At 72.4% G+C, this 18,637-nt stretch carries 13 protein-coding genes; 6 read left to right on the top strand and 7 right to left on the bottom strand.

Annotated elements, in window-relative coordinates:
* Positions 1–11: 11 nt before the first annotated feature.
* The 3 genes from ACFVYN_RS26300 to ACFVYN_RS26290 form a co-directional block, all read right to left on the bottom strand.
* On the bottom strand, positions 12–1,244 hold the full coding sequence (locus ACFVYN_RS26300) for an NAD(P)/FAD-dependent oxidoreductase (RefSeq protein ID WP_390002410.1): 1,233 nt from the start codon (positions 1,242–1,244) through the stop codon (positions 12–14).
* On the bottom strand, positions 1,241–2,689 hold the full coding sequence (locus ACFVYN_RS26295) for an FAD-dependent oxidoreductase (protein WP_390002408.1): 1,449 nt from the start codon (positions 2,687–2,689) through the stop codon (positions 1,241–1,243). Before ACFVYN_RS26295 ends, ACFVYN_RS26300 begins: the two co-directional genes overlap by 4 nt.
* Before the next feature lie 88 nt (positions 2,690–2,777).
* The gene (locus ACFVYN_RS26290; protein ID WP_390002406.1) at positions 2,778–4,217 is read right to left on the bottom strand and encodes an FGGY family carbohydrate kinase; all 1,440 of its coding nucleotides are present in this window, start codon (positions 4,215–4,217) and stop codon (positions 2,778–2,780) included.
* Positions 4,218–4,559: 342 nt separating this feature from the next.
* Here ACFVYN_RS26290 and ACFVYN_RS26285 point away from each other — a divergent pair, with 342 nt between their 5' ends.
* The 3 genes from ACFVYN_RS26285 (at position 4,560) to ACFVYN_RS26275 (ending at position 8,359) form a co-directional block, all read left to right on the top strand.
* Positions 4,560–5,549 carry a hypothetical protein gene (locus ACFVYN_RS26285; protein ID WP_390002405.1) on the top strand — a complete coding sequence of 330 codons (990 nt, stop codon included), beginning with the start codon at positions 4,560–4,562 and terminating at the stop codon, positions 5,547–5,549.
* Positions 5,550–5,588: 39 nt separating this feature from the next.
* A complete protein-coding gene (locus ACFVYN_RS26280) occupies positions 5,589–7,112 on the top strand; it encodes an amino acid permease (RefSeq protein WP_390002403.1) in 1,524 nt (507 codons plus the stop codon).
* Positions 7,113–7,273: 161 nt separating this feature from the next.
* Positions 7,274–8,359 carry a mechanosensitive ion channel family protein gene (locus ACFVYN_RS26275; RefSeq protein WP_390002512.1) on the top strand — a complete coding sequence of 362 codons (1,086 nt, stop codon included), beginning with the start codon at positions 7,274–7,276 and terminating at the stop codon, positions 8,357–8,359.
* Positions 8,360–8,364: 5 nt separating this feature from the next.
* On the opposite strand, the gene ACFVYN_RS26270 is transcribed toward ACFVYN_RS26275, so the two are convergent.
* On the bottom strand, positions 8,365–9,897 hold the full coding sequence (locus ACFVYN_RS26270) for a M1 family metallopeptidase (RefSeq protein ID WP_390002401.1): 1,533 nt from the start codon (positions 9,895–9,897) through the stop codon (positions 8,365–8,367).
* Positions 9,898–10,121: 224 nt separating this feature from the next.
* Between ACFVYN_RS26270 and ACFVYN_RS26265 the strand changes: the two genes are divergently transcribed.
* Positions 10,122–12,341, top strand: a complete 2,220-nt coding sequence (locus ACFVYN_RS26265; protein WP_390002400.1) for an NADP-dependent isocitrate dehydrogenase — start codon at positions 10,122–10,124, stop codon at positions 12,339–12,341.
* A 130-nt stretch (positions 12,342–12,471) separates the two neighbouring features.
* Positions 12,472–13,257, top strand: a complete 786-nt coding sequence (locus ACFVYN_RS26260; RefSeq protein ID WP_390002399.1) for an N-formylglutamate amidohydrolase — start codon at positions 12,472–12,474, stop codon at positions 13,255–13,257.
* On the opposite strand, the gene ACFVYN_RS26255 is transcribed toward ACFVYN_RS26260, so the two are convergent.
* From ACFVYN_RS26255 to ACFVYN_RS26245, 3 genes are read right to left on the bottom strand one after another with little or no spacing between them, the layout of a single operon-like run.
* Entirely contained in the window at positions 13,258–13,761 is a 504-nt protein-coding gene (locus ACFVYN_RS26255) for a hypothetical protein (protein ID WP_390002398.1), read from the bottom strand.
* Positions 13,758–14,333 carry an RNA polymerase sigma factor gene (locus ACFVYN_RS26250; protein WP_390002396.1) on the bottom strand — a complete coding sequence of 192 codons (576 nt, stop codon included), beginning with the start codon at positions 14,331–14,333 and terminating at the stop codon, positions 13,758–13,760. The genes ACFVYN_RS26255 and ACFVYN_RS26250 overlap by 4 nt, the downstream gene beginning before the upstream one ends.
* Positions 14,334–14,392: 59 nt before the next feature.
* Positions 14,393–15,820 carry a S8/S53 family peptidase gene (locus ACFVYN_RS26245; RefSeq protein ID WP_390002395.1) on the bottom strand — a complete coding sequence of 476 codons (1,428 nt, stop codon included), beginning with the start codon at positions 15,818–15,820 and terminating at the stop codon, positions 14,393–14,395.
* Between the two features lie 148 nt (positions 15,821–15,968).
* Here ACFVYN_RS26245 and ACFVYN_RS26240 point away from each other — a divergent pair, with 148 nt between their 5' ends.
* Positions 15,969–18,536: a CHAT domain-containing protein gene (locus ACFVYN_RS26240; protein WP_390002510.1), complete on the top strand. Its 2,568-nt coding sequence runs from the start codon at positions 15,969–15,971 to the stop codon at positions 18,534–18,536.
* Positions 18,537–18,637: the final 101 nt, after the last annotated feature.

The following is an 18,637-nucleotide window of genomic DNA, read 5'->3' as shown; positions in this document are numbered from 1 at the left end:
CGGCCCGTCGTTCACCGGTCCGTGAGCCGTACCCGTACGGGGCCGCCGTGGGGGTCGACGCGGTGTGTCCAGCGTGGGCTGAGGCTGACGGTCCGATGCGGAAGCGCCCTGGGAAGGCGTTGGCGGTGCAGCGTGCGGTCGGCCTGGGTGATCTGGAGGAGCGGGCGGTACAGGGGGGATGTCGTGCGCAGGAGGTACGGCAGTCCGTGGTCGGCCGGGGTGACGCGGTTCGGGGCGATCCAGCGCAGCGGCGGTTCGACCAGCAGGGGCACACTGTCGGGTCCGGGTCGTTCGGCTTCGGCGAGGGCCTCCAGAACGGCACCGGCCACGTGCGCCCCCTCGCGAGCCGCGGTCGCCGCGCTCTCCACCGGGTGCAGCACACTGCCGACCGCGAACACGCCGGGCCGTGAGGTGCGCAGCGCCCCGTCGACGGCCGGGCCCTGGGTGCCGCCGTCCAGGGTCAGTCCGCCGCGCCGGGCGAGCTCGTGTTCGGGCACGAAGTCACCGGTGAACACGACCGTGTCACAGGGCAGTACGGCGGTCCTGCCGTCCCGGTGCCGCACGCGGACGCCCGACAGCCGTCCGTGTCCGAGGAGTTCGGTGACCGTGGTGTCGGTGAGGAGCGGAATCCCTTGCCGGAGGCGGGCGTCGGCGGCGCGGGCGGGCATGGTCCGTGCCCGCGGCCCCTCGGCGACCATGGCGACGACCACCGCTCCGGCGGCCCGTACGGTGGCGGCGGCAGCGTAGGAGACGTCCTCGGCGCCGACCACGACCGCACGCTCGCCGATGCGCTGGCCGTAGAGGTGCACGGCCTGCTGGAGTTCGCCCGTGGTGAGGACGCCGGCCGGGCGGGTGCCGGGCACCAGCCGTGCGGAGCGCGGGCGTTCCCGGGCTCCGGTGGCCAGGACGACCGCCCGTGCCCGGATCGTCTCGTGGCCGCGCGCCCCGACGGTGTCCAGCGCCAGCGGGCCCGCCCAGTCGAGGGCGGTGACTCCGGTACGTACGACGGCTCCGGCCCCCTCGGCGGCGGCGACGAGGAGTCGGGCGTAGGCGGGGCCGGTCAGGGGGTGCAGCCAGGTGCCGTAGCCGCCGTGGGCACAGTGCCGAGGCACTCCCCCGGCGTGCTGCTCACGCTCCAGGACCTCGACGCGTGCCACTTGGGCGTCGGCCAAGCGAGCAGCGGCCACGAGCCCGGCGGGCCCGGCCCCGACGATCAGCACGTCGACCTCGCGTACGGCGGTCATGGGCGGACCTTCTCGGGCTGCGCAGCGGGCCGGGCCCTCTCGAACAACTCCCGTACCGCCGCCCCGCAGTAGAATCCCTGGCAGCGCCCCGCCCGGGCCCGGGTCCGGCGGCGCAGGCCGTCGAGGCCGGCCGGGGGGATGGTGCCGGTGAGGGCGTCGCGGATCTCACCGCGGGTCACGCGTTCGCAGTGGCAGACGAGGGTGCCGTACTCCGGGTCGGCGGCAATGAGTTCGGGCCGCTGGTAGGGGCGGGGGAAGGACTCGCCGAGGTTGGGCATGCGGACCGGTTCCAGTTGCGTGGCGGGCCCGAGGTCCAGGCCGGTGTCGGCGAGCAGGTCTCTCACGTGCGCGGCGATGGCGAGCGAGGCGGTCAGTCCTGTCGAGCGGATGCCTCCGACCGTGACGTACGCCTGCTCTGGGTGGGCCGAGATGCGGTAGTCCTCGTGTTCGGTGGCGGCGCGCAGACCGGCGTAGACGGCGGTGACCTCCTCGTCGAGCAGGCCGGGGAGGATGCGGTGGCCCTTGTCGCGGAGCCCCTCCAGGCCGTCGGCGGTGGAGCCGGTGGCCCGCTTGTCGTCCAGGTCCTCGGCGGTGGGGCCGAGCAGGACGTTGCCGTACACGGTGGGGGCGACCAGGACGCCCTTGCCGAGGGCGGTGGGGACCGGCAGGAGGATGTGCCGCACGAGGTCGCGGGCGAACTTGTCGAACACGAGGAGCTGACCGCGGCGCGGGGTGACGGTGAAGTCGTCGTGGCCGAGGGCCCGGTCGAGGGTGTCGGCGTGCAGGCCGGCGGCGTTGACGAGCCAACGGGTGAGCAGGGTGCCCCGGGACGTCGTCAGGTGATGCGTGCCGTCCGGGTGACTCACCTGCTCCACGCGGGCGTTGAGGTGGAGGTCGACTCCGTTGCGGACCGCCTGGGTGGCGTACGCCAGGGTCGTCGTCCAGGGGCAGATGATGCTCTCGCCGGGGACGTGCAGCGCGCCGAGCGCGCCGGGGCCGAGGCGCGGCTCGCGGTCGTAGAGCTCCTCGGGGCCGATCAGGCGGGTGTCGGGGCAGTCGTTGCGCTCGGCCTTCTCCGCGAGGCGGGGCAGGGCGGCGAGTTGCTCCTCGTCCCAGGCCACGAGGAGGGCGCCGACGGGTTCGACGGGGATGCCGGACGCTGCCGCGTAGGCGGCGAGCAGTCGTGAGCCCTCCCGGACCAGGCGTGCCTCCAGGGTGCCGGGGGTGGCGTCGAAACCGGTGTGCAGGATCGCGGTGTTGGCCTTCGAGCTGCCCTCACCGACGTCGTCCTGTGCTTCCACGAGGGCGACGCGGAGGTGGGGGTGGCGGGCGAGGGAGCGGGCGATCGCTGTGCCGACCACTCCGGCGCCGACGACGGCGATGTCGTAGGGCGACGTGGGCAGGGGACCCCGGCGGGTGACGGCGCCGTGCGCACGGCCCGTCATGCGCGTCCGCCGGCCAGGAAGGGGCGCGGGGAACCACGTGACCCGCCACGACGGTGCCGCGGACCACCCCTGCCCGACGGCCGCCCCCTCATCCGTCCGCCTCCCGGAGCAGCATGTCGACCGCGGCCCGGAATCTGCCCATGCGCTCTCCCGCCTCCTGGGCCGACACCCGCGGCTCGTACACGGCGGCCGGCTTCCAGTGCGGCAGTGCGTCGGCCACCTCGAGGCCGGGTTCCGCGCCGAGCCGCGCCAGCGCACCCACGCCCAGCGCGGTCGCGTCCGGCAGTGCCGACACCTCCACGGGGCGTCGCAGCAGGTCCGCCTGGGTCTGCATGAGGAGGGCGGAGCGGGTGAGGCCGCCGTCGACGCGCAGGACGTCCAGGGGCGAACCGAGATCCGTGGCGGCGGCCTCGGCGAGCAGGACGACCTGTGCGGCCAGGCCGTCGCAGAGCGCCCGCACCAGATGCCCGGGTCCGGTGTCGAGGCCCAGGCCCGTGAGGGAGCCCCGCAGGTCACCCCGCCACCACGGGGCCGCGAGCCCGGCGAGGGCCGGGACGAAGGTGACCCCGCCGCTGTCGGGCACCGTGCCGCCCACCGTGTCGAGGTCGGCGGCGCCCTGGATGACGCCCAGATCGGTGAGCCAGCGGACCGCGGACGCGGCCGTGTACACCTGGCCGTCGAGGCAGTAGCTGGTCCGCCCGCCGAGCTGCCAGGCCACACAGCTGACCAGTCCCGCGTCACCGCGCCGGGGCACGGACCCGGTGTGCGCGAGCAGGAACGCACCCGTCCCGTAGGTGCACTTGGCGCCGCCGGGTGCCGTGACGCGCTGGGCGAGCAGGGCGGCCTGCTGGTCCACGGCCAGCCCGGTGAGCGGGATCGCCGGGCCGAACGCCCTGGTCACACCGACCTGTCGGGCATTGCCGACGACCTCGGGGAGCCGTTCGTCCGTGAGGCCGTACAGGTCGAGGGCGCGTCGCGACCACTGCGCGCTGTCGAGGTCGAGGAGCTGGGTGCGCCCGGCGGTGGCGGCGTCCGTGACGAAGGCGCCGGTGAGCCGGTGGACCAGCCAGGCGTCACTGGTGGTGACGACTCCCTCGCGGGTGCGGTGCCGTCGTATCCAGGCCATCTTTGGAGCGGCGAAGTACGGGTCCAGCGGAAGGCCGGTCAGGGCCCGCAACTCCTCCGCATGCGGGCGGAGTTCGGTGCACACGCTCTGTGCCCGGCGGTCCTGCCACACGAGTGCGTCGGTGAGCGGCCGGCCCGTCGCCGGGTCCCAGGCGAGCACGGTCTCGCCCTGGTTGGCGAGGCCCAGCGCGACCACGGACTCGCCCGCCTCGGCCAGCGCCCGCGAACCCGCCTCGATCACCGAGTCGTACAGCTGCGTCGGGTCGACCTCGGCCAGTCCGCCGGGCAGGTGGCGGGGCCGCACCTCCGCGAACCCGGCGCCGATGACACCGCGTTCGGGACAGATCACCAGGGCCTTGGTGCCGGAGGTGCCCTGGTCGACGGCAAGCACCGGACCGGTCATCACACCCCTCCCCGAACGTCCCTACCCGAACGTCCCTCCACGAACGTCCCTACCCGAACGTCCCTCCCCGAGAGATCACGGTCCGACAGCCTGCCGTCGGTGTCCGTGCCCCGTCAAGCCGTCCCCACCAGCGGTTACGCGGCCGTGTTGACTGGCTGATCGTCAGTCAACTCCCCTTCCATGACAAGAAGTTCTCAATGATCGGGAAGGTGGTGTGCCTGCGATTCTCCGCCCCTATAGTGACCGCCGACCACCGCGATCTCCTCAACCGCCGCCCCGAGGAGGGCTGTTGTTACTCCACCCTGCCGTCCTGACCGGTCCCACGCCCGGGGCGGGCAGGTGATGGCCAGAGAAGGAGCACGCCCCGTCTACGACCCCGCAGGCCACGACCCGGAACTGCGCGCGGCCCTCCAGGAGGTCCGCGCCGGGCGCTGGATGTCGATGCGGACCCTGCTGGAGCGGACGACCGCCTGGTGGCAGTGGACCCAGCGCACCCAGGTGCTGGCCGCGGCGGCCGCGGGCACCGATGTGGTGCGGACCTGGCTCGCCGAGGAGCCCGGCAGCGTGCCGGCCACGGTGATGCGGGCCCGGGTCGCCGTGGAGCGCGCGCTGCGGGCCCGGCGCGAGCGGCACCGCCGTACGCACGAACTGTGGATCGAGGCCTGGGACGTCAGCCGGACCGCCGCCCGGGTCGCGGCCCACGACCCGGTGCCCTGGGTGTGCCTGCTGGCCCTGGCGCAGCTGGACCAGCGGCTGCTGTGGGAGGAGCACCGGGCGAAGCCGCCGGCCCCGGTGCTGCCTCCGGGGCCGTGGGGGCTGCTGGCCGAGGCCGGCAAGCGGGACCCGTACAACCGCGAGGCCCACCACCGCATGCTCCAGTTCCTGTACGCGCAGGCGTCCTCGGGGCGGCTGGCGGAGGCCGTCGGCTACGCGCACTGGGCCGCCGAATCCGCCCCACCGGGGTCCGCGCTGCACGTTCTGCCGCTGTATGTGCGGGCCGAGCGGTACCGGCGCGACGCCGGGCGCAGTGCCGCGCTCGACCTGCACTGGGTGGCCGAGGACGCGGTCCGGGAGGCGGTCCGGGCGCACGACGCCTGGTTCGACCGGGCCCCCGCCGAGGAGCGCACCCCGCTCGACCTCAACCATCTCGCCCACGCCCTGTGGGGCGCGCTGCGGTTCGAGGCGGCGACCGGGGTGTTCGACGCGCTCGGCCCGTACTACACGCCGCTGCCCTGGTCCTACCGCGCCGACGCGAGCGGCGAGCCGGGGCAGGGCGTGCAGATCTTCCTCCAGGCGCGGGCGCGCAGCCGGTCCGCGACGCCCGGTCCCTGACTCCCGTACCACTCCCGCTACTTCATCGGAGGTCTCCGCATGTCGTCCGCACCATCGGTCTCCCCGGAAGTCCCGCAGCCCGACGAGGAACAGCGGCTGCGGGAACTCGGCTACCGGCCCGTGCTGGCCCGGCGCATGGGCGGCTTCGGCAACTTCGCGATCAGCTTCTCGGTGATCTCGATCCTGTCCGGCTGCATGACCCTGTACGGCTTCGGCATGGGCGCGGGCGGCCCCGCGGTGATGCTGTGGGGCTGGGCGGGCGTCGGGCTGTTCGTGCTGTGCGTGGGACTGGCGCTGGCCGAGGTCACCAGCGCGTATCCGACGTCCGGCGCCCTCTACTACATGGCGGACCGGCTCGGCGGCCGCCGCTGGGGCTGGTACACGGGCTGGCTGAACCTGCTCGGGCTGCTCGGCGCGATCGCCGGGATCGACTACGGCGCCGCCCTGTTCGCGGGCGCGTTCGCCAACCTCCAGTGGGGCTTCGAGCCGACGCCGGTCAAGACCATGCTGATCTTCGCGGCGATCCTGTTACTGCACGCCGTCCTGAACCTGTTCGGTGTGCGGCTGGTCTCCGTGCTCAACTCGGTCAGCGTGTGGTGGCACCTGGCCGGCGTGGCGGTGATCGTCGGCGCCCTGTGGATCGTCCCGGACAGCCACCGGTCGCCGTCCTTCGTGTTCACGGAGTTCGTCAACGACACCGGCTGGCACAACCCCGTCTACGTGGCCGCGATCGGCCTGCTGCTCGCGCAGTACACCTTCTCCGGCTACGACGCCTCCGCCCACCTGTCCGAGGAGACCTCCAACGCCTCGGTGTCGGCGGCCAAGGGCATCGTGCGGGCGATCTGGGTGTCGTGGATCGCCGGGTTCGTGCTGCTCGCGGGGCTCACCTTCGCGATCCAGGACTACGACGCCACGCGGACCAGCGCGACCGGGGTGCCGCCGGCCCAGATCCTGCTCGACGGTCTCGGCACGGACGGCGCGAGCGCGCTGCTCGTCGTGGTGATCGTGGCGCAGCTGTTCTGCGGGAACGCCGAGGTGGCCGCGGCCAGCCGGATGGTGTTCGCGTTCAGCCGGGACAAGGCCCTGCCGGGCTCGGCGCTCTGGCGGAAGGTCAGCGCCCGCACCCAGACGCCGGTCGCCGCCGTGTGGCTGGCGGTCGTGGTCGCCGGGGTGCTCGCACTGCCGTCGCTGTACTCGGCGACGGCGTACGGCGCGGTGACCGCGATCAACGTCATCGGCATCACACCCGCGTACGCCATCCCGGTGTTCCTGCGGCTGCGCGCGGGGAGTCGTTTTCAGCCGGGTCCGTGGAGCCTGGGCAGGTGGAGCAAGCCCATTGGATGGACGGCCGTGGCGTGGGTGGCCTGTGTGACGGTGCTGTTCTGCCTGCCGCAGTCCTCGCCGGTGACGGTGGACACGATGAACTACGCCTCCGTGGCCCTGGCCGTCGTCCTGCTTCTCGCCACGGTGTGGTGGTTCGTGGCCCGGCGGTCGTACGGAACGCCCACGACGGCCGCGTACTCGGACCGGGAGCAGGCCGAACTCTCCGAGGGGATCGTCTGAAACCCGGCGATCCGGCGTCGGGCCAGGTACGAACTGCCGTGCCGGATACGGCAGGATGAGCGGTCGCGTCGGCCACGGAACCTTCACCCGGCCGACGCGATCGCACATCCCGCAATTCTCGAACAGGTGGCAACGTGACGGCATTTCAACGGGATCTCACCATGGACGACATGCTCGGCGCCGGTATCGCCGTGGTCGCGGGCCTGGTGGCGGCTTTCCTGCTGCGCATGCTGCTCAAGTGGCTGGGCAAGCACGCGGACCGCACCAGGTGGGGCGGCGACGACGTCCTCGTGGCCGCGCTGCGGACCGTGGTGCCCTCGGCGGCGATCGCGGGCGGCATCGCCGTCGCCGCGGCGGCGCTGCCGCTGACCAAGGGCGTCCAGCGCACGGTCAACCAGGTGCTGACCGTGCTGCTGATCTTCGTCGTCACGGTGGCGGCGGCCCGGCTGGTCGCGGGGCTCGTGCGCACGGTCACCGCGTCCCGCTCCGGGGTCGCCGGGTCGGCGACGATCTTCGTCAACATCACGAGGGTGCTGGTCCTGGCGATCGGTTTCCTGGTCGTGCTCCAGACCCTCGGCATCTCCATAGCGCCGATGCTCACCGCCCTCGGCGTCGGCGGTCTCGCGGTCGCGCTCGCCCTCCAGGACACGCTCGCCAACCTCTTCGCGGGCATCCACATCCTCGCCTCCAAAACGGTCCAGCCCGGCGACTACATCCGGCTGGCCAGTGGCGAGGAGGGCTACGTCGAGGACATCAACTGGCGCCAGACGACCGTCCGCGCGCTCTCCAACAACCTGATCGTCGTCCCCAACGGCGAGCTCGCCAAGACGAACATGACCAACTTCATGCGTCCCGAGCAGGAGTTGACAATCCTGGTCCAGGTCGGGGTGGCGTACGACAGCGATCTGGAGCACGTGGAGCGGGTCACCTGCGAGGTCGTCACCGAAGTCATGACGAGGGTCGAGGGCGCGCTCCCCGAGCACGAACCGCTGGTCCGCTTCCACACCTTCGGCGACTCCCGGATCGGCTTCACCGTCATCCTGGGCGTCGGCGAGTTCAGCGACCAGTTCCGCATCAAGCACGAGTTCATCAAGCAGCTGCACAAGCGCTATCGCGAGGAGGGCATCCGGATCCCGGCGCCGACGCGGACCGTGGCCCTTCAGCAGGGCTCGGTGTCCATCCCGCACCAGAGGGGCGGACAGGTCGTGGTCGAGCCGGGCGAGGTGTCCGCCGCCCGGCTCGACTGAGTGCCCTACAGGGTGGCCGAGTTGTCGTGCGGGGCGCTCGGCCGGTTCTGCGGCTGGCGCAGCGCCGAGCTGACCGGCGTCACCGTCCAGTCCGGGTGACCGGGCATCCTCGGGGTCTTCGTGCCGTACAGCCAGTCCCGCAGGAAGCCGGACTGGTCGGTGCCGGAGACCTCCGAGGCGACGGCGATGTAGTCCTCGGTCGACGCCGAGGCGTTGCGGAAGCGCTCCAGGAACGTCGACTCGATCGCGCCGAAGACGCTCTCGCCGACCTGCTGGCGCAGCGCGTACAGGACGAGGACGCCGCCGAGATAGCGCTGGCTGTCGAAGAGGTCGGCCTCGTTCGGGGCGGCGACCGGGCCCGAGGACTTGCGCCACTGGTCGCCACGCGCGTACGTGTCCTTCATGCGGGCTTCCATGGTGGTGAGACCGAGGGAGTCGGTCCAGCCGCGCTCGTAGCGGTACAGCAGCCCGTAGAAGTCGGCGTGGCCCTCGTTGAGCCACAGGTCGGACCAGGTGGCGGGGCTCACGCTGTTGCCGAAGTAGGAGTGGACCAGCTCGTGCATCATGTGCGAGCCGATGTTCTTCTCCGCCTGGAGCAGGAAGTTCGGCTTGTACAGGGTGAGGGTCTGGGTCTCCAGGCCCGTGAAGTCGAAGGCGTTCGAGGCGTCGCTGTTGCAGGGCAGCAGGCCGTACGTCTCGAAGGGGAAGGCCCCGAGCCGCTGCTCGATCCAGCTCACCAGGTTCGGGGTGAGGGCGAGCGCGGGCTCCAGGGCGGCGGCCCGGGCGGTCGGGACGACGTCCCTGAGCGGCAGGCCGTGCGGGCCCTGACGGTCCTTGACCATGTAGTCGCCGACCGTGATCTGCACGAGCTCCGTGGCCATCGGCTCCCGGGACCGGTAGCAGTACGCGGTCCGGCCGTCGCCGAGGTCCTCGGTGCTCACCAGGTGGCCGCTCGCGACGCCCTTGAGACCGGCGGGGACGGTGACGCGGAAGGTGAAGTCCGCCTTGTCCGAGGGGTGGTCGTTGCACGGGAAGACGGTGTGCGCCGCGTTGGGCTGGGGGCAGATCGCGAAGCCGTCCGGGGTGGGCACCCAGGCGGTGGGGGCGACGGCGGCGCGCGGGTCCGCCGTGTACGTCACGGTGACGGTCGCCGTGGCCTGCGCGGCCAGGGAGGCGGCCGGCGTGATCCGCAGCTTCTGGCCGACCTGCTCCCGGTCGGCCCGGACGCCGTCGAGCAGCACCTCGTGTATGTCGAGGCCGAGCGCGTCCAGGGAGAGGCGGCTCAGCTCCTGGGTGGTGGTGAGCGTCAGGGTCGCCTTCGCGTCGACGAGCCGGGTCGTGGCGTCGTACGCGAGGTCGAGGTGGTACGACGAGACGCGGTAGCCGTCGTTGCCGAGGCTCGGGAAGACGGGGTCCCCGAGGGTCTCCGGGCCAGGGGTGGCGGTCTCCGGGTCCGCGTGCGCCGGGGCGGACACGGACAGGGCCGCCACGGTGCCGAGCAGCGCTGCGGGGGCCGTCACTCTGGTGCGATATCTCATGGTCTGCTTTCCCTCGGGCGGCCGGCTGGTCGGGTCCGGCCGTCGGATGACTGCGATCACCGTGCATGACCGCAAGATCAGACGCCTTGGTTGCACCGGAGGAGGCACGAGATCTTCGAAGTGGGCGAGATCTTCGGAAGTGGGCGAGGACCGCTGTCGAGCCCGGGTCGGTCACGAGATATCTTGATGTCGAGCAATGTTGCAGACGTGGAGCGGAGCACCCGGTGACTGACTCGACCATCATCTATACGCACACTGACGAGGCCCCGGCCCTGGCGACGTATTCCTTCCTGCCGGTGGTCCAGGCGTACGCCTCGCAGGCGGGGGTCTCCGTGGAGACGCGGGACATCTCGCTGGCCGGGCGGATCATCGCCGTGTTCCCGGAGTACCTGACCGAGGACCAGCGGATCCCGGACGCCCTGCACGAGCTGGGCGAACTGGCCAAGACGCCCGAGGCCAACATCATCAAGCTGCCGAACATCTCGGCGTCGATCCCGCAGCTCAAGGCCGCCGTCGCCGAGCTGCAGGCCCAGGGCTACGCGCTGCCGGACTACCCGGACGACCCCAAGACCGACGAGGAGCGGGACATCCAGGCCCGCTACGACAAGGTCAAGGGCTCCGCCGTGAACCCGGTCCTGCGCGAGGGCAACTCCGACCGCCGCGCCCCCGCCTCGGTCAAGAACTACGCCAAGAACCACCCGCACCGCATGGGCGCGTGGTCCTCGGAGTCCAAGACCAACGTGGCGACCATGGGCGTGGACGACTTCCGCTCCACCGAGAAGTCGGTCGTGATCTCCGAGGCCGGCTCGCTGAGGATCGAGCTGGTCGGCGACGACGGCTCCACCACCGTGCTGCGCGAGTCCGTACCCGTCCTCGAGGGCGAGGTCGTCGACGCGTCGGTGCTGCACGTGGCCCCGCTGCGGGAGTTCCTCACCGCGCAGATCGCCCGCGCCAAGGCGGAGGACGTGCTGTTCTCCGTGCACCTGAAGGCCACGATGATGAAGGTCTCGGACCCGATCATCTTCGGTCACGTGGTGCGGGCGTTCTTCCCGAAGACCTTCGCGCAGTACGGCCAGACGCTCGCCGCGGCCGGTCTGACCCCGAACGACGGTCTGGGCGGCATCTACAAGGGCCTGGAGTCCCTGCCCGAGGGCGCCGCGGTCAAGGCGTCCTTCGACGCCGAGCTCGCCGAGGGCCCGGCTCTCGCGATGGTCGACTCCGACAAGGGCATCACCAACCTGCACGTGCCGTCCGACGTGATCGTGGACGCCTCGATGCCGGCCATGATCCGCACCTCCGGTCACATGTGGGGCCCGGACGGCGAGGAGGCCGACACCCTCGCGGTGCTGCCGGACTCGTCGTACGCCGGTGTCTACCAGGCCGTGATCGAGGACTGCCGCGCCAACGGCGCCTACGACCCCTCGACCATGGGCTCGGTGCCGAACGTCGGCCTCATGGCGCAGAAGGCCGAGGAGTACGGCTCCCACGACAAGACCTTCGAGATCCCGACCACCGGCACGGTCCGCCTCGTCGACCAGGCCGGCAACGTGGTGATCGAGCAGACGGTCTCCGCCGGCGACATCTTCCGCGCCTGCCAGACCAAGGATGCGCCGATCCGCGACTGGGTCAAGCTGGCCGTCACCCGCGCCCGCGCCACCGGCAGCCCGGCCGTGTTCTGGCTGGACGAGACCCGCGCGCACGACGCCAACCTGATCGCCAAGGTCAAGTCGTACCTGTCCGAGCACGACACCGAGGGCCTGGACATCCGGATCCTGAACCCGGTCGAGGCGACCAAGCTGTCGGTGGAGCGCATCCGCCGCGGCGAGGACACCATCTCGGTGACCGGCAACGTCCTGCGTGACTACCTCACCGACCTCTTCCCGATCCTGGAGCTGGGCACCAGCGCCAAGATGCTGTCGGTCGTCCCGCTGATGGCGGGCGGCGGCCTGTTCGAGACGGGCGCCGGCGGTTCCGCCCCGAAGCACGTCCAGCAGCTGGTCAAGGAGAACTACCTGCGCTGGGACTCCCTCGGTGAGTTCTTCGCGCTGGTCCCGTCGCTTGAGCAGTACGCCGACTTCACGGGCAACGCCCGCGCGAAGGTCCTCGCCGACACCCTCGACCGCGCCACGGCGACCTTCCTCAACGAGGACAAGTCCCCGACCCGTCGCGTCGGCGGCATCGACAACCGCGGCAGCCACTTCTTCCTGTCTTTGTACTGGGCCCAGGAGCTGGCCGCGCAGAGCGACGACGTGGACCTGGCGAAGGCCTTCGCCCCGCTCGCCGAGGCCCTCGCGGCGAACGAGCAGAAGATCATCGACGAGCTGAACGCCGTCCAGGGCAAGCCGGCCGACATCGGCGGCTACTACCAGCCCGACCCGGCCAAGGCCGCGAAGATCATGCGCCCGTCGACGACGTGGACCGAGACGCTGGCGTCCCTGAGCTGACACCCGCTCTCTCGATGACCCCGCCCCGGCCGGCTTCTGCCGACCGGGGCGGGGTCGTCTCCCGTCGGCGTCGGCGAACCCGTGCTGAGATGGTGCACCACGCCACTGACGACGCCCCCGGAGCAGCCGTATGCCCTCGTTCGATCTGTTGCCCGGCGCCGAGCAGTCGTCGGTGATCCTCCATGTGCCGCACTCCGCGCGGGAGATACCGGCCGAGGTGCGGGCCGGGATCGTGCTGGACGACCTCGCGCTGGAGCGGGAGCTCGACCACATCGTCGACGCGCACACGGCGGAGCTCGCCGAGAGGGCGGCCGGACTGGTGCGGACGACGCCGTGGCGGTTCGTGAACCGGCTGTCGCGGCTGGTCGTCGATCCCGAGCGGTTTCCGGACGGGCGGGAGGAGATGCTCGCCGTGGGGATGGGGGCCGTGTACACGCGGACCACGCACGGGGAGGAGCTGCGGCCCGCGGACACCGACCCCGAGCCGATCGTCGCGCGCTACTTCCGGCCGTACGCCCGGGCCATGACCGAAGCCGTGGCCCGGCGGCTTGACGTCACGGGGCGGGCCGTCGTCATCGACGTGCACTCCTATCCCAGCGCGCCGCTTCCCTACGAGCTGCACGGCGAGGGGCCCCGGCCACCGGTCTGTCTCGGTACCGATCCCTTCCACACGCCGCCCGAGCTGCTCACCGCGGCCCGGGAGGCGTTCGGGGAGGTCGGGCTGGACAGTCCGTTCAGCGGGACGTACGTGCCGCTGGAGTTCTACGGTCGCGATCCCCGGGTGAGTGCCCTGATGGTGGAGATCCGGCGGGACACGTACATGACGGAACCGGGCGGACCCGCCGGGCCGGGACTCCACCGGCTCGCGCAGGCACTCGCCGTTCTCGTGGACGCTCTGGAGTCTCCTGGCGCGTAGTCAGACCGTGAGCCAGTCGGTGACGATCACTCCCTCGTCGGTCCGCAGCCGTAGCGCGAAAGGCCCGGCGGGGGACGTCTCACAGGTGAAGCGGCCCATGTCGTCGGTCGTGAGCGGTGAGCCCGCCTGCGGGCCGCTGAGCACCTCGATCCGGGCCGACCGGGGCGGCAGCACCTGCCCCATCAGGCCCTGCGGGGTGAGTTCGACGTCGACCGTCACCTCCCCCGCGTGGAAGGTCAGCATCCGCGGCGCCCCCGTCGCTCCCCTCACCGGCAGGGCGTCCACCACCGAGTCGAAGGAGAGTTCGGCGATGCGGATGTCCAGGTCGTGCAGTGCGAACGCCTCCACGGCGAGGTGCCGCAGGGCGGGCGGCACCGGGTCCAGGATGGCCGCCGCCTGCCGGAGCTCCTCCTCCAGCAGTTCGAGGGCGAACTCCTCGTCCGGCAAGGCCTCTTCGTCGAAGGCTGCGTCCTGATCGTCGCGATCGTCGTACATGTCGCTCATACCGCCCCCCGGGCTTCGAGCCGCGCCCGCAGCCGCCTCAGACAGCGCTGGCGCAGTGGTCCGATGCTGCCCACCGCGATCCCCAGGGCGGCGGACACCTCCTGGTAGCCGGGCTTCGGCGAGGCCATCAGAATGCGCAGCAACTGACGGCAGCGCTCGCCCAGTTCCTCGAACTCCTGCCACAGGGACTGGACGCGCTCGCTCTGGGCGGCGGCCTCCTCGGAGTCGAGGAACGACTGCTCGGGCGTACGGTCCTCGCTGATCCGGTCCAGGAGCTGCGGATCGTCCGTGACGGTCAGCCGCCTCAAGCTCTTGAGCACCTTCAGGCACTCGTGGCGCGCGGTGCTCGCCAGCCAGGACTTGGCCTTGTCGGGTTCCCGGATCCGTCCGAGGTGCTGGGCGAAGCGGAACCAGACCGTCTGGTACACCTCGTGCGCGTCGGCGTCGGAGAGCCGGTGCGCGCGCACCACGGCCCACACCAGGGGGCTCAGCCCTTCCACGAGCGCCTTCCAGGCCGCCGCGTCACCGTCGACGGCGGACTGGACCAGCGCACCGACATCTGCTCGGTCCACGGTCCCACCCCTCGTGTACGGCAAGTCATCGTACGCCGTGGAAGGGACCACTCCGGCCGTCATGTGCCGAGCGGGCGCTGCACGACCGGCACCGGCCGCCAGCCGGCCGGCTTCAGCGCCGGTACGTGCGCGCCGCGCACTTCGGCGAACTGCGTGGTGGTGGCAAGGAGTTGCTGCCGGGCGGCGCGCGGGTCGGTCTCCTTGTTCGCGGTCATGTGGGCGGCGACCAGGCCCGCCACGACCGGGGTGGCGAAGGAGGTGCCGCTCCAGTGCGCGTACCCCTCGAACATCACCTGGTCCGGCTTCGCCGTGGTGCCGTCCTCGCTCAACGCACCGGTGTGGGAAGGCGACTGGCAGGTGCACACGTAGGTGAAGCCGTACCGGCAGGCCTCGTAGGTGGAGTGCTGGTAGAGGTACGGCACCGGTGCGTCGAAGCCGGTGAGGGTGCTGGTGAGGCGCTCGCCGGGGGCGTAGACCTGCACCCAGGGGCCGTGGTTGCTGAAGCAGGCGCCGAACTCGCCGTCGCCGCGCAGCGCGCCGACCGACAGGACGGCGCCCTGGTAGTCGGGCAGGTCGGCGTAGGCGGCGGGCCAGAAGGGGCTGGCGCTGGCGTTGTTGCCGGCCGCGGCGACCAACAGGGTGTCGTGGGCGCGCAGTTCCCGCATGAAGGCGTCCATGCCGAGCAGGCCGTCGGTGCGGCCGTTGGAGGTGCCCGCGGAGAGGCTGATGATGTCGGGCCAGCCGTCGGCGACCGCCTCGAAGAGCTTCTCGCCGAGTTCGGACTCCAGGATGGCGCCCGCGTCGTTGAGGGTGTTGCGGACGGTGATGTCGGTGTTGGGCGCGACGGCCGCGAGGACACCGGCGATGAACGTGCCGTGGCCGACGTACTGGAGGAGGTTCCCGGCCCCGTCGGTCTCGGTGCCGTGCAGGTCGCCCTCGACATGGGCGAGCAGCGGGACGAGCGCGTGGTCGTGGGTGAGGCCGTTGTCGACGACGAGGACGCCGACGGCGGTGTCGGGGTCGTGACCCGCCTCCGCGGGGGCCGGGTTGGTGCCCTGGCTGAGCGCGGCGGGAACCGGCTCGTCGCCGGGGCAGGAGTTGACCGCGATCGACACCACGTGGTTGCGGCTGACCAGGCGGTGTCCGGCGCGTCCCTCGCGTTCGCTCATGGCGCGCAGGGCGTGGGTGACAGCGCGGTCGCCGCGCCGGTCTCCGTGGCCCGGGTCCCCGACCCTGATCCGGGTGATGCCCGAGCGGTTGGTCTCGGGGCTGTCCCGGCGCACGTGGTCGCCGGTCAGGCCGGTGGCCTCGGTGAAGTGGGTGCGCACGGTCTCCTCGACCAGCGCCGCGTCGCGGCCGTCCCGGGCGAGGACCACGCCCTTCTCGTAGATGAACTCGGAGGCGTCGTCGGGCCCCAGTGCCAGCGGGACGTCGGGCATGGAACGCTGGATCTGGTCGAACTGCTCGTGGAATCGCTGAGGTGCCATGGCGTTTCCTCCCACTGAGGCGGCGGTCGTCAGTCAGAGCCGCGGGGCCGGTGATTGATACAGCGCCAAACCGGTGTGGCCTGCCACCTGGGCCACTACCATCCATGGAGTGACAGCGGGAAGCGACCCGATTCTCGAATTGCTGCCGATGGTGTTCGCCGCCCCCAACCAGGCGCTGGCGAGGGCAGAGGAAGTACTCGGCTCGGATCCCTCACCGCTCCATGCCTCCGTCGCCCACCAGGTCATCGGCATCTGGCAGCGGGACTGGGGCGACATGCGGCTCGCCCTGCACCATCTGCGCCGGGCCCGCGATCTGGCGGCCCGCTCGGGGTCGGCCGACCGGGAGGCGGACGTGCTGGCCGCGCTCGGGGTGGCGCTGGTGGTCGCGGGGCGCACCCGGCAGGGTCTCGCGGCGCTGGAGCGGGGTGTCGAGGTAGGCAGCGGGCACACCCGCGCGCGTGTTCTGTTCCGGCGTGCCTACGCGTCCTGGGTGCTGGGGCATCACCGGGCGGCGCTGGAGGACGTACGGCGGGCGATTCCGGTGCTGCGGCAGGCGGACGACGTGATCTGGACGGCACGGGCGCTGACCCTGCGGGCCACCGTGCATCTGGCGCTCGGGGCGGTGGAGCGGGCGGATGCCGACTTCACGGCGGCGGAGGCGCTGTGGGACACGACCGGCCAGGAGCACGACAAGGCCGACGTGGTGGAGAGCCGGGGACTTGCCGCGTACCGGTCGGGGGACATTCCCGCCGCGCTGCGGCTGCTCGACGAGGCACAGGAGCGGTACGCCAAGCTCGGCACACCGACGTTCATGCTCACCATCCGGCGCTGTGAGGTCCTGATGGCCGCGGGGCTCGCCCCGGAGGCGCTCGCGGAGGCGGACGCGGCGATCAGGGTGCTCGACGGGATCGGCGGACAGTCCACGCTCAAGGCGGAGCTGCTGCTCGCCGCCGCGCGGGCGGCCCGGCACGCGGGTGACGCGCACACCGCGATCGCGCGTGCCGACATGGCGGTGCGGCTGTTCGCCGGGCAGCGGCGCACCTGGTGGGAGACGCATGCCCGGCTGGTGCTGATCGAGGCGCGGGTCGCCGCCGGGCGCGGCTCGGGCCGGCTGGTCGCGGACGCGGCGGCGGTCGCCGACCGGCTGGCCTCCTTCGGGGCGCCGGCCGCCCCGGAGGCCTCGCTGCTGGCGGGCCGGATCGCGCTCGGCCTGGGGTGGCGGGAGGATGCCCGGCGGCATCTGGAGGTGGCCGCCCGCAGCCGGCACAGCGGCCCGCCGCTGGCGCGGATGACGGGCTGGGCGGCGCGGGCGCTGTGGGCGCGGGCCGTGGGGTCCGACCGGCGGGTCCTGGAAGCCTGCCGCCGGGGTCTGGACGTGCTCGACGACCACCGTACGACGCTCGGCGCCTCCGAACTGCGGGCGCGGGCCACCGCTCAGGGCGCCGAGCTGGCCGGACTCGCGGCGCGGGCCTCGCTCACGTCGGGCGGGCCGCGGCGGCTGCTGGTGTGGAGCGAGCGCTGGCGGGCCACCGTGCTGTCCGCGCCGCCGACCCGCCCGCCGGCCGATCCCGAACTGCTCAGCGACCTGACCGCCTTCCGGGAGATCGCGGCACGCGCGGAGGGAGCCCGGATGGAGGGCCGGCCGGTGCCGACGCTGGAGCGCGAACAGCGCCGCCTGGAACGGGAGATCCGCTCCCGGACCCTCCACATGCGCGGTGACGCTCCCGGTGACGGTTACCGGTTCGAGCCCGGCAGACTGCTGGAACGGCTCGGTGACGACGTAAGGCTGGTCGAACTCGCCGTGCTGGACGGGCGGGTTCAGGTGCTGCTGTGCGCGCAGGGGCGGGTGCGGCGGTTCGAGGGCGGACTGCTGGCCGACGCCGAGCGCGAGGCGGAGCATGTCCAGGCGGGCCTCAGACGGCTGGCCCACCCGGGGGCGGAGGCCCGGCTTCCGGTGGTGGAGGCGGCCGGGCGGCGGCTGGAGGAGCTGCTGCTCGGTCCTGCGGCGGCGCAGCTCGGCTCCGGACCGGTCGTGGTGGTACCGCCGGGGCGGCTGCACCGGGTGCCGTGGGCGCTGCTGCCCTCGCTGCGGGAGCGGGTGTTCAGCGTGTCGCCGTCGGCGAGCAGCTGGCTGCGGGCCCGGGACACCGTGCCGCCGCCGGGCGGGCGTCAGGTGCTGGTACGCGGGCCCGGGCTCGCGACCGAGGGCGCCGAGGTGCCCGAACTGGCCGGACGGTACGGCTCCGCCACCGTCCTGGAGTACGACGACGCGCGCGTGCCGCGGGTGTTGGCGGAACTGGACGGGGCGGCGCTGGCGCACATCGCCGCGCACGGCACGTTCCGGGCGGACAGCCCGCTGTTCTCGTCGTTGGGGATGGCCGACGGGCCGCTCATCGTGCACGACTTCGAGCGCCTGGAGCGCAGCCCGTACCGGATCATCCTGTCCTGCTGCGACACCGCCCGGTTCGCCTCGGTCGGCGCGGACGAACTGCTCGGCCTGGTCACCGCGCTGCTGCCGCTGGGTACGGCGGGGGTGGTGGCGTGCAGTGCGCCGGTCAACGACGAGGCGGTGGTGCCGTTGATGCTGACGCTGCACAAGGGGTTGAGTGCGGGGGCGTCCATGGCGGAGGCGCTGCGGGACGCGCGGTCCGCGCTGCCGGGGGACGCGGTGCACCAGGCGACGGGGTGGGCGTTCTCGGCGTTCGGGGCGGCGTGACGGCCGAGGGGTGCGTGAAGTGCCGAGGAGTGCCCGAAGTGCGGGGGCGCGTGAAGTGCGGGGGCGCGTGAAGTGCGGGGCGGCCTGACCCCTCCCCCGAA

The sequence above is a fragment of the Streptomyces sp. NPDC058307 genome (assembly GCF_042880295.1).
GTDB lineage: Bacteria > Actinomycetota > Actinomycetes > Streptomycetales > Streptomycetaceae > Streptomyces.
Note: the sequence above shows the minus strand (reverse complement) of the source record. Positions and strands in the feature narration are given on the sequence as shown.